Raw genomic sequence first — 14,924 nt, forward strand, 5'->3', positions numbered from 1 at the left:
CGGAGGATACGCCATGCTCCGCCTTGTGTGCGCCCTGCTCCTTTGCTCCTGCCTTGCCGCCTGCGACCGCGTGCCGGTCACCGAGCGCAAGCAGTTCGTGCTTATTTCGGAGTCCCAGGAACGGACCATGGGCTACAACGCCGCCCGGCAAATCCTGCGCACCGAGCCGCTGTTGCGTGATCCGGCCGCCCAGGAACTGGTGAAACGCGTGGGCCGGCGCATCGCCGCCGTGTCCGGCCAGCCGGACTATGACTGGGAATTCCACGTCATTGACAACGACCGGGCCATGAACGCCTTCTGCCTGCCCGGCGGCAAGATCTTCGTCTACAGCGGGCTTTTAAAGCAGGTCAAAAGCGAGGACGAGCTGGCCGTGGTCATGGCCCACGAAGTGGCCCATGCCCTGGCCCGCCACGGCGCGGAACGGGCCACCCTGGAAATGGGTGCACGCCTGGGCGGGGCGCTGCTCCAGCTCGCCCTTGGCGACGAGGACCCGCGCATCGCCGACATCGCCGGCCGGGTCTGGGGCTACGGGGCCAACCTCGGGCTCATGCTCCCCTACAGCCGCAAGCACGAATACGAAGCCGACGCCATCGGTCTGGCGCTCATGGCCAAGGCCGGCTACGATCCCCAGGCCGCCGTGACCTTTTGGGAAGGGATGCGCCGGGCCGGCGGGGCAAAGCCCGTGCTTGCCTTTCTCTCCACCCACCCCACGGACGAAAAGCGCGTGGCCCGCATCCGCAAGGACATCGAGGCCATGAGCCAAGGCCAAGCCCCGGGGAAGTCATGATCCCGCCCGATCTGCCCGCCCCGCCGACGGCAATTTGCGCCGCCTACCAGCGCATCGCGCCCTGGTTTATGGCCACCCGCTCGGCGACCGATCCGCCCATGGAAGCGGCCTGGCTGCGGACCATGCTCGCCATGCTCGCCCCGGGCGAAACCGTCCTCGACCTCGGCTGCGGCATGGGCGAACCCCTGGCCGGCTATTGCCTGCGCGCCGGACACACGGTGACCGGCATCGATGGCGCGCCGGCCATGATCGCCGCCTGCCGCGAGCGTTTCCCGGCCATGGACTGGATCGTTGGCGACATGCGCGGCCTGGACCTTGGCCGGAGCTTCGGCGCGGTCCTGGCCTGGGACAGTTTTTTCCATCTGTCCCACGACGACCAGCGGGCCATGTTTCCGGTCTTTAGCGCCCACCTCCGGCCGGGCGGAACGCTGCTGTTTACCAGCGGCCCCCATCATGGCGAGGCCGTAGGCGTTATGGACGGCGTCGCCTTCCGGCATTGCAGCCTGTCGCCCGACGAATACCGCCGGCTCCTGGCCGGGCACGGTTTCGCCGTCGAGGATCATGTCGTCGAAGACCCTCACTGCGGCGGCCACACCGTCTGGCTGGCTCGCAAGGAGGGCTGAGCGCGGTCCGAATGCCGCCCATCCTCTTGCCGGTCAGGCCCGGTCCCGTTAACACATGTCGCATGCTGCGGATTACTACTTGCGTTTCAAAGCCAAGCGCTCCCCTAGCGGCCTGGAACCGTCGCGGCCCTTGGGCCATGTCCCTCGCCTGACCATGGCCCAAGGGCACGCCCCTGACGTATAAGGAACAACTGTCTTGAACATCCGTTTCCTCGGCTATCTCGCTGCCCTGTCCGCCACCGTGCTGTGGGCGGGCAATTTCGTCGTCGCCCGGGGCATCGCCCAGGAAATCCCGCCGGTGCAGCTCAATTTCTGGCGCTGGCTTTTGGCGCTTGCCTGCATCCTGCCCTTTGCCTGGCCCAAGCTGCGGGCCGACTGGCCGGCCATGAAACGCCACTGGCGCTATCTGGCCGCCATGGGCTTGGTCGGCGTCTCGTTGCTCAACGCCTTCGTCTACAAGGCCGGGCAGACCACCGAAAGCCTCAACATGGCCTTGCTCGTGCCCACCGCCCCGGTCATGATCATCATTCTGTCACGCATCGTCTATGGCGAACCGCTGACCCCGCGCCGCCTGGGGGGCGTGGCCATCGTGCTGGTGGGGGTTTTAGAGCTGGTCTCGCGCGGCGACTGGAGCCATATCGCCTCCCTGCGCTTTCTGCCCGGCGATCTCTGGGCCTTGGCCGGAGCGGCCTGTTTCGCCCTGTATTCGCTTTTCGTACGCAAGCGTCCGGCCGGCATCTCCGTAGAAGGCTTCAACGCCGCCACCTTCGCCTGGGGACTCGTCCTCATGCTGCCGGCCCTGGCCGTGGAGGCCGCCGCCGGACCGACCACGTCCTGGAACCTACGCGTTCTCTCCGGCGTGGCCTACGCCGGCATCGGCTGTTCCTTTGCCGCCTACACCCTGTGGACCAAGGCCATCGGCTCCATCGGACCGGTGCTGGCCGGCATCGTCTATTATTTCCTGCCGGTGGTGACGGCCGTGGAGTCGGTCTGGCTGCTTGGCGAGGCCGTAACCGCTGCCCACGTGCTGGGCGGGGCGCTCATCGTCTCGGGCATCCTGCTGGCCACCCTGGACGTGCGCTTGCTGTCCGTACGGCCCGGGAAAACCGTGTAGACCGGGATTGCCCTTAAGAACCCTGCCGCCGAGCGAACAAGGAAACACGCCATGACGGATGTCTGCAGCCAGACTCGCCGAGGCAACACTATCGCGGTCATTCCCGCCAGGGGTGGCAGCAAACGCATTCCTCGCAAAAACATCAAACCGTTTTGCGGCAAGCCCATCCTCGCCTATTCCATCGCCACGGCCCGGGCGACCGGCCTTTTCGACCATATCGTGGTGTCCACGGACGACGAGGAAATTGCCGCAGTGGCCCGGCAGTGGGGTGGCGAAACCCCCTTTCTCCGGCCGGCCGGACTGGCCGACGATTTTGCCGGCACCAACGCCGTGGCGGCTCATGCCGCCGAGTGGTTTCTGCAGCAGGGAACAGCCGTGGCTCATGTCTGCTGCTTATATGCCACGGCCCCCCTGGCCACGCCCCTTTATATCACTAAAGGCTTTGAAATTCTTAAAGAGCGACACTGTCCCTTTGTCTTCTCCGTCACGACGTTTCCTGCGGCGGTCCAGCGGGCCTTGCGGCTTGATGCCCAGGGCAGGGTTTCGGCATGGTATCCGGAGTTCATGCCGACCCGGACCCAGGATCTGGAGGAAGCCTACCACGACGCAGCCCAATTCTATTGGGGCTCGCCCGAGGCGTTTGCCCGCCTGTCGCTGTTCGACTCCGGTTCTTCCGTGGTGCGATTGCCGCGCCATCTCGTTGCGGACATCGATACGCCCGAGGATTGGACGTTGGCCGAATGCCTGTACAGAACCCTTGTCGCCATGGGAGAGATAGCGGTTTGGTAACAAAGCCCGGGGGACGCCATGTTCGCACATGATGCAAGGGACTCCGTTTTGGTCATCGCCGCCCATCCTGATGACGAAACGCTTGGGTGCGGGGCCACGATAGCCCGCCTGACCGCGTCGGGCCAGGATGTGCATGTGGTCTTCGCGGCCACCGGCGCCGCCGCACGGCATGATGCCGCCGAGATTGCCAGCGAAGCCGTCGCGCGCGAGGTGGCCGCGCTCAAAGCCGATGCAGGCCGTGCAGGAGCCGTGCTGGAAGTCGCCTCCCAAACTTTTTTGGATTTTCCCGACAACCGACTGGACACGGTGCCGCTTATGGACTTGGCCCAGAGCTTGAAACAACTTGTGGCCGACCTTCGGCCGGGCATCGTGTTTACTCATCACTTCGGCGACTACAACTGGGACCACGGCCGCGTGCACGAAGCCACGCTCATGGCCTGTCGGGCCAATCCCGGGGAGTTTTATCCGCGCCACTTGTACAGCTACGAGGTGCTCTCCTCCACGGAACGGACCTTGGGTGCTCCCCACCGCCTGTTCGCCCCCAATGTGTTCGTGGACGCGACCGCCACCCTGGACCGCAAGATCGCCGCCCTGCAATGCTATGCCTCGGAATTGGGCGTCTACCCCCACCCCCGCTCCCCCGAGGCGGTGCGCCAGTTGGCCGGCGTACGCGGCAGCTCGGTTGGCATCCATTTTGCTGAAGCATTCCAGCTGCTCAGAACCGTCCATGTCACCTAACGACGCCACGCACGACTCCCCCAGGGTGGGGGCTTCCATCGCTTCCAGCCGGGAGAGCCCATGATTGACAAGGCGAAAATCCAGGCAGCCATGCAATATTACGGGAAAGCCTACGTGGCCTTGGCGGACGTGGCCTCGGCCTGGGAACGCGGGGAAAAACCCGCAGACGCTTTTTTCACCCTGAAAAATCTGCCGGTCCGGGTGTTCGTGGAGCCGACGAACCGCTGCAACAAACGCTGCGTGTATTGCGCCAGGCCAAACATGACGCGCCAATCCGCCTCGCTGACTTTGGATGACTTCAAACGCGCCGTGGACGACATTGCCGCCGGGGCCTTTCTGCAATGCACCGGCAATGGCGAACCCCTGCTCAACCCGGACACCCCGGCCATGATCGCCCACGCCCGCCAAAAGGGGCTCCTGGTCGGCATCATCACCAACGGCACCCGGCTGACGGCAAAACTATCCCGCGCCCTTATCGAAGCCGGGCCGCATCAAGTCCAGATTTCCTTTGACGCGGTAGACCGCGACGTTTTCAACGCCAGCTACAACTCCCCCAGGGGCGGATGCAGCTACGAGGCGACCTTGTCCAAGATTCTCCGGTTCCTGGACATGGAGCGCCGGGAATTTCGCAAAGGCATCTTTGTCAGCATCGCTTCGGTGCTCACCGACGCCGTCCGCTCCGTGCGGGAGACATCCCGTGCGTATTGGGAAAGGCTGCCGGTGGACAATTATTTTGAAGCCCCCCTGCTGTCCCTGCAGACCGACTCCGGCACGGCCCATCTGGCCCGGACAGGGGAGGAGCCCTGGAAGCTGTGTTCAAATCCCTGGAAAGCCGTGAAGGTCAATGCCGACGGCACGGTCAACCCCTGCGTGCACGATTTTTCCAGCAAGTACGTCATTGGCGACATCAAGCAACAACCACTGCGTGAGATCGTGAACTCCCCCGCAGCCGTTGCTTTGCGCAAGGCGCTTTATTACCAGGACATCGATTTTTTCAAAGCCATTGGGTACAACTGCCAGGACTGCAATGTCTGGAGCCAGGCGACAGGCCACGACGTGCGCGGCTATCTCGACGGCAGTTTTCCTGTCACCTACGGGCTGATCGTCAGCCAACTGGCAGGCTGTGCGTCTTATGCGCCTGAGAAAATGGAAAATCTGCGTCGAGCTGCGTCAGAGGCCTCTGGCGCGCTCTCGGGGATGTAACCCATGCCGCATTCTCGTATTCGCATAGACGCCGCCCATGAGATCGGTCCGGACCGGACCTTTGTCATCGCGGAGGTGGGGTCCAACCACGGCCGGGACCTCGGCAAGGCCTTGGAAAGCGTGGACGCCGCCGCTCGTTGCGGCGTGGATGCCGTCAAATTCCAGTCCATCGACCTGGATGCCCTGTATTACGCGCCTGATGACAACGTTCGCGCCCTGCACGCCCGCATCGATTTCGAGGAACGTTGGCACGGGGAACTCAAGGCCGCCTGCCATCGCCGCGGCGTGCTCTTCGTGTCCACGCCGACGTATTTGCGGGCCGTGGATGTTCTGGAATCCGTAAACGTCGCCCTGTATAAACTTGCTTCGGCCCAGGTCGGCGTCTTTCCCCAGCTGGTCGCCCGGGTGGCCGCCCTGGGCAAGCCGACCCTGATGTCCGCCGGCCTGGTCACGCCCGGAGGGTTGGAGGCGTCGGTGGACGCCTTTCGCCGGGCAGGCAACGACGACTACGCCATCCTGCATTGCAACGCGATCTACCCGACGCCGCCCAACCGGACACATTTGGCCCGGATAGAACTGTTGCGGGCCTTGTATGGATGTCCCGTGGGGTTTTCCGATCACACCCAAGGCATCGCCGTGGCCCTTGCGGCCGTGGCCCGTGGGGCGGCGATCATCGAAAAGCATTTCACCCTGAGTCGCGGCCTGGACACGCCCGATGCCTTTTTTTCTCTGGAGCCCCCGGAACTGGCCTCGCTGGTGGCCGGCATCCGGGACGTGGAAGCGGCTTGCGCGCCCTGCCGGGCGCGCCTGGCCATCGAAACCGAGGAAAGCGCCTTCAAGGAATCCATCCGCTACCGGCTGGTCCTTCGCGTGGCCAAAGCCGCCGGCCAAGCCTTTGCCCCGGGTGATTTCGACTACAAACGCCACAACGAGGGTGTGGATTGCGTCGAAGAGGGGCTGGTGCTGGCCCGGATGCAGGCCAGGGGCCCGCTCGATGCCGGAGAACTGCTGCGCTGGGAGATGGTGGAGGGGAAAGCGTGAAACGTGTTTTGGCGATCAACCTCGGCTGGGAGCAGGAACCGCTCCTTGATCTGCTCGGTTCCCTTAATCTGGAAATTTACGGCGTCCATGCCAACGACGGCTACTACAAAGGCATCCGCTATCACGACCTGCTCATCGCCGCCCCCCGGGATTTGCCCAGGCTGCTGCTTTTTGCTCAAAAGGTCCGGCCTGACGCCGTCATTTCCGACCAATGCGACTATTCCCAGTTCGCCCAGGCCGTCATCGCCTCGCGTCTGGGCCTGCCCGGCCCCAGCCTGCGCGACGCCCAGATCGGCAACAGCAAACTCTTGCAACGCACCCTCGGCTGGCAGGCCGGTCTGACCTGTCCCCGCTTCACGCTTTGCCTCGACGCCCAGGACGTGCTGCGTTTCGGGCGCGAACACGGCTATCCGTTGATCATCAAGCCCGTGGACAATCGCGGCAGCTTCGGCGTCAATCGGGTAGATCGGGAAAGCGACGTCCTGCCCGCATTTTACGACGCGCTGATCCACAGCCATTCGCGCGGCGTATTGGCGGAGACCTTTATCCAGGGCCGGCATTTGACCGTGGACGGCTACGTCTTTCAAGGACTTGGTCCCCGCACGCTGGCCGTGGCCACAAAAACCAAACTACCGCAGAAACAGTCCATCATTGACGGCGAAATCACCTATCCTGGAGAATTGCCGCCCGCCTTGTACGACAAGGCGAGCGCCGCCCTGGAACGGACCGCAGCAGCTCTGGGCTTCGGCTTCGGTTTTTTGCACGGCGAATTTATCCTCACCGACGCAGGCGAGGTGTACCTGACGGAAATAGCCAATCGCGGCGGCGGGGTGTTCACCTCGGAAATCATTGTGCCCAATGTTTCCGGCATCGACATCCTGTCTGTCTACGTCAATGATTGCCTGGGCACGCCCTTGCTCCCCATAAGCGGCGATCCGAACCACCCCGGCCGGACCCCCACGGTGATGCAGTTGTTCGCCTTTTCCGATCTCCAGGAAGGCATCGTCAAAAAAATCAGCGGCATTGACCTGCTGGAAGCCCGAGAAGACGTCTTGCGGCTCAAGATGCTTATCCGACGCGGCGACGTCGTGCGCGGCATTGCTTCGGGCGCCGACCGGCATGGCGTGATCATCATGACCGCACCGGAGCCGCGGGAGTTGAAAAGACGGTTAAGCGAAGCCCTGGCCATGCTGCAGGTGACCATTGAAAAACGTGACGCTTCTTGAGTGCACCTTGCGTGACGGCGCCTACAAAGTCGATTTCATGATCGACCAGGAGACCTGTTGTGCTTTCGCCGAGAAGCTCGTCCGCATCGGCTTCCAGGATATCGAAGTCGGACACGGGCTGGGCCTTGGCGCATACCGGCAGTATTCAGCCGGTTTTACCGATGAGGCGCTCTATAAGCGCCTTGCGCCTCTGGCCGCGCGCAGCCGCCTCTACAGCTTCTTCATCCCCTCTGTAGGCAAGCCCGACGATTTTCGCATGGCCCGTGACTACGGGCTTTACGGCCTGCGCGTTGGCGCCGAACCGGTTTACGTCCTGGACAGCATTCCAACCCTGGAAGCAGCCAAGTCCCTGGGCTATTTCGTGGCCCTCAACGTGATGAAAAGCTACACCGTCACGCCCGACGGCTTTGCCAAGCTTGTGGAGACCGTCAAGGATTTCGTGGATGTGATTTACCTGGTCGATTCCGCCGGCCACATGTTGCCCGAGGAGCTGCGGGCCTATGTACGGGCCATCCAGGACCGCGTCGGCATGATCGCCTTGGGCTACCACGGCCACAACAACCTGGGACTGGCCGTGGCCAGCGCCCTGGAACTGCTCGATGAGGGCGTGCAATACATCGACACGACCCTGACCGGCATCGGCCGCAGCGGCGGCAACATCCCCACGGAAACCATGCTGGCCGTCCTGGCCAAGAAATACGGCGTCCAATACTGCTCGGACGATTTTCTGCTGCAAACGCTAGGCGTTGCCCGCCAGTTTCGAGAATATGTGCTGTCCAAGGGCAAGTCGCTGGATTTTCGCAGCGAGGACATCCTGTTCGGCTACGCCGGTTTCCACTCGTCCTACGAGGATCTGTTGCGCCGCGAAGCCGAACGGCAAGGCCAGGATTTCCACCAGGCCATCCTGGATGTCTCGCGACGCGAACAGGTCTGTCTGACCGAAGCGATCCTGACCGATATTTTTCGAGAAATAAGCGCGTCGCAGGCAAACGCAGCCTGCAAGCCGCGCTCGTAAAAAGGACGCCTGATGCGGGAGATTCCCCAAAGCATCGCGGCCAACATGGTGCAACGTTATACCAAGCGGTATCGCGATCTCGGCTATCATGTCCGCACGCTTGGCTGGGGCAACGTCGAACAGCAACGACGCCGTTTTGCCATGACCCTGACCCTGGGCCTCGACTTGACCGGAACACGAGTGGTGGATTTCGGCTGCGGCTTCGGCGATTATTACGATTTCCTCAAGGATGTCGGGGTGTCTTGTGACAACTACCTGGGGCTGGACATCAACCCCGATTTGCTCCAAGAGGCCCGGGCGCGCCATGGAGACGATCCGCGAACCGCCTTTGCCCAGGTGGATCTCGCCCGGAAGCAGTCCGGCGAACCTCTTGGCGATGTCGGCGTCATGCTCGGCGTGCTCAACCTCAATTTGCACGACGCCTTCGACAATGAAACGTACTCCCGGCAGTTGATCACCCGGGCCTTCGGCCTCGTGCGCCAGGCCCTGATCGTGGATTTTTTAAGTGCCCGCCTGGATCCCGGCTATCCCCGGGAGGATTTTGTCTACTATCACGACCCAGGCAGGATTCTGGATTTCGCCCTGTCGCTGACCCCGGACGTGGTGCTCAAACATGACTACCTACCTTTGCCGCAAAAGGAATTCCTGCTGCTGTTGCGTAAAACCACATGAATATTTTCGATTGCAACATCCATTTCTCCCTCTTGGGGGCTGTGGACCGGCCGCATCTGACCAGTGACGAGACACGCATGGGACCGGCCGATCTGGAGGCCTGCTTCGACGTGCAGGGCGCTGCCATCCAAGCGGCGGTGCGCGCCGCCAACTTCATGCTGTTCAATCAAGAGCTGTTTTTCGGTGACGGATTGGACGGATTCATGGGAAGGGTTCGACGCGCCCTGCCCGGCTCCACCTTCACCGCCTTGATCGATTTTCGCCGACAAGACGCCCCGAACGCCGTGGCCTTGGCCGCCGCCCAGGGCGTACGCGGGCTCAAGTTCCATTCGTACTTCCAGCGTATCGCCGAGGAGGATTTTCCGGCGGCCCTGGCCGTGGCGCGTCGCGCTCAGGACCTGGGTTTATTTGTTTGCGTGGACACTAGTTACGGCACGTCAGGCATGTACCGTTACGACAACCTGCGGCTGGCCTGTCTTTTGGCCGAAATGTTGACCGTCCCCATCATCTTGCTGCACAGCGGGGGCCTTCGCGTGTTCGAAGCCATGCTCCTTGCCGAGGATCATGACCACGTGTATTTGGAAACATCCTTTTCCCCGCATTATTACCAGGGTTCCACCGTGGAGGACAATTTCCGCTGGGCCTATCGCAAACTCGGCGCGCACAAGTTGTTGTACGGTTCGGACCATCCCTATCTCGGCCTGGAGCAAAGCCAGCGCCATATGCGACTTTTTCTGGAACATTGCCGATTTTCCCCAACAGACATCGCCGCCGTCTTCCATGACAACGCCCACATCTTGTTCGCCTGAGGCCACCCATGGATATTGTCTTTCGACCTGCCGCCCCAACGCCGCAAGATGCCGCCCGCGTCCTCGCCTGGCGAAACGATCCCGTGACCTTGGCCATGTTCTACCATCAGGAGCCCAAGGTCTTTGCCGCGTTCTGGCCGGAATACCTTGGCGAGTATTTCAAGCATGGCGATCTGCCCCCGCTGTTTGCCATGGTCGATGGACACGAGGCGGCATTTTTGCGCAGCAATCCCTATCCTGACGGACCGGTCCCAGGGCGGTGCCTGGATATCGATATCAACGTCGTTCCCAATCGGCGCGGACAGGGAATCGGTACGGCCGTCATCCGGGCCATGGCCTGCCGCCTTCTGGAGGCGTGCCAATGCGTGGTGGCCGAGGTCAAATGCTGCAACACCCCTTCCCTCAAAGCGTTTCAACGCGCCGGTTTTCGCGTCCATGACCACGCAACGCATCTGGTCGCCGAGACGGGAGAAATCGTCCCTATCGTGCGCCTGACGGCCATGCGGGCTCAGTTGTCAAGCCTGCGCCAAGAAGATCATGCTGTACTTTGATTTTGACGGCGTGGTGGCGGACAGCGTGCCGGCCCTGCACTCCATCTACTCAGATTTCTTAATATTTTACGATATTACGCCACAACCGGGCGAATTCGAGCGTCTCAACGGCCCCTCCCTGCAGGAAATCGTGGCCTGTCTCAAGCATGTCCATGGATTGCCTGGCGACGTCGAGGACCTACTGGCCCGATACGAGGCTTTGCGGCGTGACGCCTACGCTAAGCGGATCAAACCCTTTGCGGATGTTGCACGGGTATTGGACAGCTTGGCCGGGGCCGGCCAGACGCTCCATCTGGTCACCGCTTCGGAACCGGGACCGGTGCGAGACTTCTTGGCGACGTGGCGGCTGACCGAATATTTCCGGGAAGTGGTTTGCGGCAATGCCGTGGCGCGAGCCAAGCCGGCTCCGGACCTCTACCTGCTGGCCATGGAGCGCAGCGAAGATGTGTTTGCGGCCGGCTTGGCCATAGAGGATTCGGTCAATGGCGTCCGATCAGCCGTGTCGGCCGGATTGCGAGTGTTTGGCGTTCATGCGCAAGCCACGGTTCGGGCGGCGTTGACCGAGGCCGGGGCTTGGCGAACCGCAGCTTGCCTGGGCGATGCGCTGCCGACACTGGGGGCATGGTGAGAGCCGACGCGACAGTGCTCGCCCGGGGGGAGGTCACGGTACGGCTGGCGACAGCTCCGGACCTGACTGCACGAATGGCCGATCTGGAACCGAAAATAGCTGCAGCCTGGGCAAAGGCACGACAGGAGCAACCATGTTTGTACGACGCCCCCGTGCCGCATTTTCTGGAGCTTAAGGAAGAAGGAACGGGGATCGTACTGCGGGCGGCCGTCATAGGCTTTCGGCAGTTGCACGCAGCGCGGTGCCATCCGGAATGGGGGCTTGGCCTGACCCCCATTGGCATTAACGGCACGACGTTGACCAAGGACGGGCGCTTGGTTTTTGCCCGCCGGGCGGCCTTTGTCTCACAATATCCCGGTCTGTGGGAGCTAGCCCCATCAGGGCATTTGAGCCCCCCCTTCGGGTTCTTGGGGCAATGGAGGCACGAGCCTGACTTGCTGGCGGAATTCGAAGAAGAACTGGGCTTGAAGCGCTCACGGGTGACGGCAGTGCTCACCCTGGGGGTGCTGCGGGACAATCGATCACCCATGCTGGACATCTGTTGTTTGCTGCGCGTCAACGCTCTGGCCGACGAAATCCAGTCTGCCATGGTCGCCCTGGCCCCGCGGCAGGAATACGCCGAGGCGGCATTTGTTCCGCTGGACCAAGCGCAAGCTTTTGCCGCCGCCAGGGAACTGACGCCCTCGACCCGCTCCCTGCTGACATTGCTGCCCAAAGCTTGAGCAGCCAATCAGAGGGTCTTATCTATTGCCCTCTCAACAACGACTTTAAGTTCATCTCTCTCCACCGGCTTCGAGATATAGCCATCCATTCCCGCCGCCAGAAACAGCTCCTTGTCGCCGGTCATGGCGTAAGCGGTCATGGCGATGATGGGTATATGGGACTTCTCCCCAAGGTCCGATGACCCTCTGATGGCCTTTGTCGCTTCGACGCCATCCATCACAGGCATCTGGATGTCCATGAGAACCAGGTCAAAGTCCTGTTCGTGCAGGATGGCCAGGGCCTCCCTGCCATCCGGGGCGGTCGTCACCGAACAGCCCATTTTGTGCAGCATCCGCTTTCCGGCGAACAAGCTGAATTCGTCATCCTCTACCAACAGGATGCGCAACGGGGTTTCAGCCGGCCCGTCGGCCTGACGCGGCTGCTGGGCTGCTGGTTCCTGATGCGGGACAGGAAGTTTGAACGGCAGGGAAACGTAAACCGTGGTGCCGTTTCCCGCCGTGTTGTCAATCACCATCTCGCCGCCGAGGATTCTGACCAGCTTGCGGACAATGGCCAGCCCCAGCCCTGCCCCCTGGTAGCAGCGGGTATAGCTCCGCTCGCCCTGGACGAATGGTTCGAAAATGTCTTTGAGCTGCTCATCGGAAATACCGATGCCGGTATCGCTCACGGCAAACAACACCCGGACAGCCCCGCTATTCTTGGCCGGAAGAACCATGGCGTCGACTTGGACAGAACCGCTTTCCGTGAATTTGAGGGCGTTCCCGACAAGATTGAACAGGATTTGCCGGACACGCGTTTCATCGCCGATGAGCATGGGCGGCATTTGAGCATCGACATGAAAATCAAAAGCCAGGCTCTTTTCCCGTGCCGTGGGGCGGAAGATTTCCATGATGGATTCCTGGAGGCAGGCCGTGAAAAACTCCGCTTCGATGATCTGCAGCTTACCGGCCTCGATCTTTGAAATATCCAGAATATCGGCAAGCAGACGGGTCAGCCGCTTCGTCGACTTGATCGCCCCCAGAATGTATTCTTTCTGCTCGTCCGTCTGCTCGGTTGTTTGCAGCAACTGGAGCATGCCCAGGACGCCATTCAGCGGCGTCCGGACTTCATGGCTCATATTGGCCAGGAACTCGGACTTTGCCCGCGTGGCACTCTCAGCGGCCTCCTTGGCGTCCAAAAGCGCCTGGGCGGCTTTTACCGAGTCCGTGATGTCGCGGAACTCCACGGCGCGGACCATTTTCCCCTTGTACGGGAGATTGCGCGCCTCCAGCCGCATGGGAAACTCTTCCCCGTTTTTTCGGCGGCCATATTCCTCATAGGGTTTTTCATACCCCGCCCGAATATGGGCCATGACGACATCGCGCGACCGTTCCGCCACAAGGAACAGGCCATCCATGCCGATCAGCTCATCACGGGCATAGCCGAACATTTCGCTCAGCCCCAGGTTGCACTCCAGGATGACCCCCTTGTCATGAATGGCAATGCCGCCAAAGGAAGCATTATGTAACGCCTTGAAGCGCTCCTCGCTCTCCCGCAGCGCCTCTTCAGCCATTTTGCGGGCGGTGATTTCACGGGCAATGCCCAAAACGCCGATCAACCGGCCGTGGGCATCGTACATCGGGGATTTGATGGTCTCAAACAGGCCGCTGTAATCGTCTTCGACAAAGGTCAGCCACTCTTCGTTAATCCTGGGGCCGCCCGCCTCAATGGCCTTGCGGTCATTGTCTCTAAAAAAATCGGCCAGTTCCTTGTTAAAGAAGGCGTAATCATCCTTTCCGATTATGGCCGACTCATCAGCTCCGAAGAAACGCTCAAACTTTTTATTGCATTGCAAATACCGCCCATCAATATCCTTGAGCCAAACAAGGTCCGGAATGGTATTTATGATAGTCCGCAGCAATAGTTCCGATTGCGCCAAGGCATTTTGAGCTTCCTTTCGCAAGGTAATATCAGTGAACATGGCAAAAGAGCCATTAAATTCATTGCGATCTCCTTTTAAGGCTTTGGCGGAAACCATCGTCCACAGTTCTTTTCCATCTCTTCGGCGAAAACGACGTTCATAAACATCATCTTCACCACCATGTCTTCGGGCCATGCGTTGGCTGTGAAGTTCCATATCCTCAGGAAAAAAGTAATCCTCGACTTTTTGGCCTATCATTTCATCTGGACTATAACCAATCATGTCCGCCATCGCCGCGTTGACATAGGTCGTCACATGCTCTCGGTCCATGGCCCAGATTCCCTCGTTGGCCGTATCAACCAACAGCCGGTATCGCTCCATGCTCTCGATCAATTGCCGGCCTGTGCGTTCGCGCTGGAGATAATTGACCAACAACGAGCCTAATAACGCGGTCCCGACAGGATAGATGGCAATGACCGGCAACGCGATATTGTCCAACACCTTCAAGGCGATATCCCAGGGAAGGGTCAGCATCAGCGCCAGCATGACAATATTAACGACCAGACCGAACAGATACAGCTCGCGCCAGGTCATCTGATGCAGTTGGCGTCCCCTGTAACATCGCCAAACCGAACCGATAAGGCCTGAAGCCGCTATGACGCCAACGCCCGTCCATGCCCCCAGTCCGCCCTGGACCAACCGCAAGGCGGAAGTCATGATCACAGCGATCGCCGTGGACAACGGGCCGAAGAACAGGCCTGAGATCCCCACCAGGACAGAACGCGTGTCAAAAACCACCCCAGGCATCAGCTTCCACGGCGTCAGCATGACGACCACGCCAATGCCCCCGAGCGCAATGCCCGTGACCACCTGGGTCAGGAACGTATTGCTTTTTTTGAAGCGGACGACAGCCACTTCAAAGAGCAGCGCGACCGCCAACAAGAGAGAAACATTCTGAAACAGGCCTATGAATGAACTGTGTTCCATGCGAAGCCCATTTTTAGTAACATGCTAACGAAGAAGCGCAGCACACAACACAGAAAAACCAGAATGAGCCTCATCACCACGACGCACCGAAGTATTCAGCAATTGATACAATATACCA

The 14,924-nt window shown here is 60.9% G+C and carries 15 protein-coding genes; 14 read left to right on the forward strand and 1 reads right to left on the reverse strand.

The window, feature by feature from the left end; translation table 11 throughout:
* Positions 1 to 13: 13 nt before the first annotated feature.
* The 14 genes from DMR_RS11725 to DMR_RS11790 all read left to right on the forward strand — a co-directional run bounded on the left by DMR_RS11725 (position 14) and on the right by DMR_RS11790 (position 11,918).
* Positions 14 to 787: a M48 family metallopeptidase gene (locus DMR_RS11725; protein ID WP_015861123.1), complete on the forward strand. Its 774-nt coding sequence runs from the start codon at positions 14 to 16 to the stop codon at positions 785 to 787.
* Positions 784 to 1,410: a class I SAM-dependent methyltransferase gene (locus DMR_RS11730; RefSeq protein WP_015861124.1), complete on the forward strand. Its 627-nt coding sequence runs from the start codon at positions 784 to 786 to the stop codon at positions 1,408 to 1,410. The genes DMR_RS11725 and DMR_RS11730 overlap by 4 nt, the downstream gene beginning before the upstream one ends.
* A gap of 196 nt (positions 1,411 to 1,606) precedes the next feature.
* Positions 1,607 to 2,524: a DMT family transporter gene (locus DMR_RS11735; RefSeq protein ID WP_015861125.1), complete on the forward strand. Its 918-nt coding sequence runs from the start codon at positions 1,607 to 1,609 to the stop codon at positions 2,522 to 2,524.
* 51 nt (positions 2,525 to 2,575) lie between these two features.
* Positions 2,576 to 3,313, forward strand: a complete 738-nt coding sequence (gene pseF, locus DMR_RS11740) for a pseudaminic acid cytidylyltransferase (RefSeq protein WP_015861126.1) — start codon at positions 2,576 to 2,578, stop codon at positions 3,311 to 3,313.
* A gap of 18 nt (positions 3,314 to 3,331) precedes the next feature.
* Positions 3,332 to 4,051: a PIG-L deacetylase family protein gene (locus DMR_RS11745; protein ID WP_015861127.1), complete on the forward strand. Its 720-nt coding sequence runs from the start codon at positions 3,332 to 3,334 to the stop codon at positions 4,049 to 4,051.
* Between the two features lie 60 nt (positions 4,052 to 4,111).
* Complete coding sequence (locus DMR_RS11750; RefSeq protein WP_015861128.1) at positions 4,112 to 5,254, forward strand: radical SAM protein; 1,143 nt, start codon at positions 4,112 to 4,114, stop codon at positions 5,252 to 5,254.
* 3 nt (positions 5,255 to 5,257) lie between these two features.
* Positions 5,258 to 6,295 carry an N-acetylneuraminate synthase family protein gene (locus DMR_RS11755; protein WP_015861129.1) on the forward strand — a complete coding sequence of 346 codons (1,038 nt, stop codon included), beginning with the start codon at positions 5,258 to 5,260 and terminating at the stop codon, positions 6,293 to 6,295.
* Positions 6,292 to 7,521 carry an ATP-grasp domain-containing protein gene (locus tag DMR_RS11760; protein WP_043600579.1) on the forward strand — a complete coding sequence of 410 codons (1,230 nt, stop codon included), beginning with the start codon at positions 6,292 to 6,294 and terminating at the stop codon, positions 7,519 to 7,521. The genes DMR_RS11755 and DMR_RS11760 overlap by 4 nt, the downstream gene beginning before the upstream one ends.
* Positions 7,508 to 8,536: a 4-hydroxy-2-oxovalerate aldolase gene (locus DMR_RS11765; RefSeq protein ID WP_232502778.1), complete on the forward strand. Its 1,029-nt coding sequence runs from the start codon at positions 7,508 to 7,510 to the stop codon at positions 8,534 to 8,536. The genes DMR_RS11760 and DMR_RS11765 overlap by 14 nt, the downstream gene beginning before the upstream one ends.
* A 12-nt stretch (positions 8,537 to 8,548) precedes the next feature.
* A complete protein-coding gene (locus DMR_RS11770; RefSeq protein WP_015861132.1) occupies positions 8,549 to 9,208 on the forward strand; it encodes a class I SAM-dependent methyltransferase in 660 nt (219 codons plus the stop codon).
* Positions 9,205 to 10,017 (forward strand): amidohydrolase family protein, encoded by an 813-nt coding sequence (locus DMR_RS11775; RefSeq protein ID WP_015861133.1) that lies wholly within the window; start codon positions 9,205 to 9,207, stop codon positions 10,015 to 10,017. Before DMR_RS11770 ends, DMR_RS11775 begins: the two co-directional genes overlap by 4 nt.
* Positions 10,018 to 10,025: 8 nt before the next feature.
* The gene (locus DMR_RS11780; RefSeq protein ID WP_015861134.1) at positions 10,026 to 10,568 is read left to right on the forward strand and encodes a GNAT family N-acetyltransferase; all 543 of its coding nucleotides are present in this window, start codon (positions 10,026 to 10,028) and stop codon (positions 10,566 to 10,568) included.
* Positions 10,555 to 11,196, forward strand: coding sequence for an HAD family hydrolase (locus DMR_RS11785; RefSeq protein ID WP_015861135.1), 642 nt, complete (start codon positions 10,555 to 10,557; stop codon positions 11,194 to 11,196). Before DMR_RS11780 ends, DMR_RS11785 begins: the two co-directional genes overlap by 14 nt.
* Before the next feature lie 137 nt (positions 11,197 to 11,333).
* Complete coding sequence (locus tag DMR_RS11790) at positions 11,334 to 11,918, forward strand: hypothetical protein (RefSeq protein ID WP_043600582.1); 585 nt, start codon at positions 11,334 to 11,336, stop codon at positions 11,916 to 11,918.
* A gap of 8 nt (positions 11,919 to 11,926) precedes the next feature.
* Here the strand turns inward: DMR_RS11790 and DMR_RS22410 are convergent, their stop codons facing one another.
* The gene (locus tag DMR_RS22410; protein WP_015861136.1) at positions 11,927 to 14,806 is read right to left on the reverse strand and encodes a PAS domain S-box protein; all 2,880 of its coding nucleotides are present in this window, start codon (positions 14,804 to 14,806) and stop codon (positions 11,927 to 11,929) included.
* Positions 14,807 to 14,924 lie beyond the last annotated feature (118 nt).

Origin of the sequence: Solidesulfovibrio magneticus RS-1, assembly GCF_000010665.1 — a bacterium.
Taxonomy (GTDB): Bacteria; Desulfobacterota; Desulfovibrionia; order Desulfovibrionales; family Desulfovibrionaceae; genus Solidesulfovibrio; species Solidesulfovibrio magneticus.

Excerpts from the sequence above, each read along its gene's own strand:
- DMR_RS11780 (WP_015861134.1), top strand. The coding sequence starts at position 10,026 with ATGGATATTGTCTTTCGACCTGCCGCCCCAACGCCGCAAGATGCCGCC.
- DMR_RS11775 (WP_015861133.1), top strand. The coding sequence starts at position 9,205 with ATGAATATTTTCGATTGCAACATCCATTTCTCCCTCTTGGGGGCTGTG.
- pseF (WP_015861126.1), top strand. The coding sequence starts at position 2,576 with ATGACGGATGTCTGCAGCCAGACTCGCCGAGGCAACACTATCGCGGTC.
- DMR_RS11750 (WP_015861128.1), top strand. The coding sequence starts at position 4,112 with ATGATTGACAAGGCGAAAATCCAGGCAGCCATGCAATATTACGGGAAA.
- DMR_RS11770 (WP_015861132.1), top strand. The coding sequence starts at position 8,549 with ATGCGGGAGATTCCCCAAAGCATCGCGGCCAACATGGTGCAACGTTAT.
- DMR_RS22410 (WP_015861136.1), bottom strand. The coding sequence starts at position 14,806 with ATGGAACACAGTTCATTCATAGGCCTGTTTCAGAATGTTTCTCTCTTG.
- DMR_RS11785 (WP_015861135.1), top strand. The coding sequence starts at position 10,555 with ATGCTGTACTTTGATTTTGACGGCGTGGTGGCGGACAGCGTGCCGGCC.
- DMR_RS11745 (WP_015861127.1), top strand. The coding sequence starts at position 3,332 with ATGTTCGCACATGATGCAAGGGACTCCGTTTTGGTCATCGCCGCCCAT.
- DMR_RS11730 (WP_015861124.1), top strand. The coding sequence starts at position 784 with ATGATCCCGCCCGATCTGCCCGCCCCGCCGACGGCAATTTGCGCCGCC.
- DMR_RS11755 (WP_015861129.1), top strand. The coding sequence starts at position 5,258 with ATGCCGCATTCTCGTATTCGCATAGACGCCGCCCATGAGATCGGTCCG.
- DMR_RS11725 (WP_015861123.1), top strand. The coding sequence starts at position 14 with ATGCTCCGCCTTGTGTGCGCCCTGCTCCTTTGCTCCTGCCTTGCCGCC.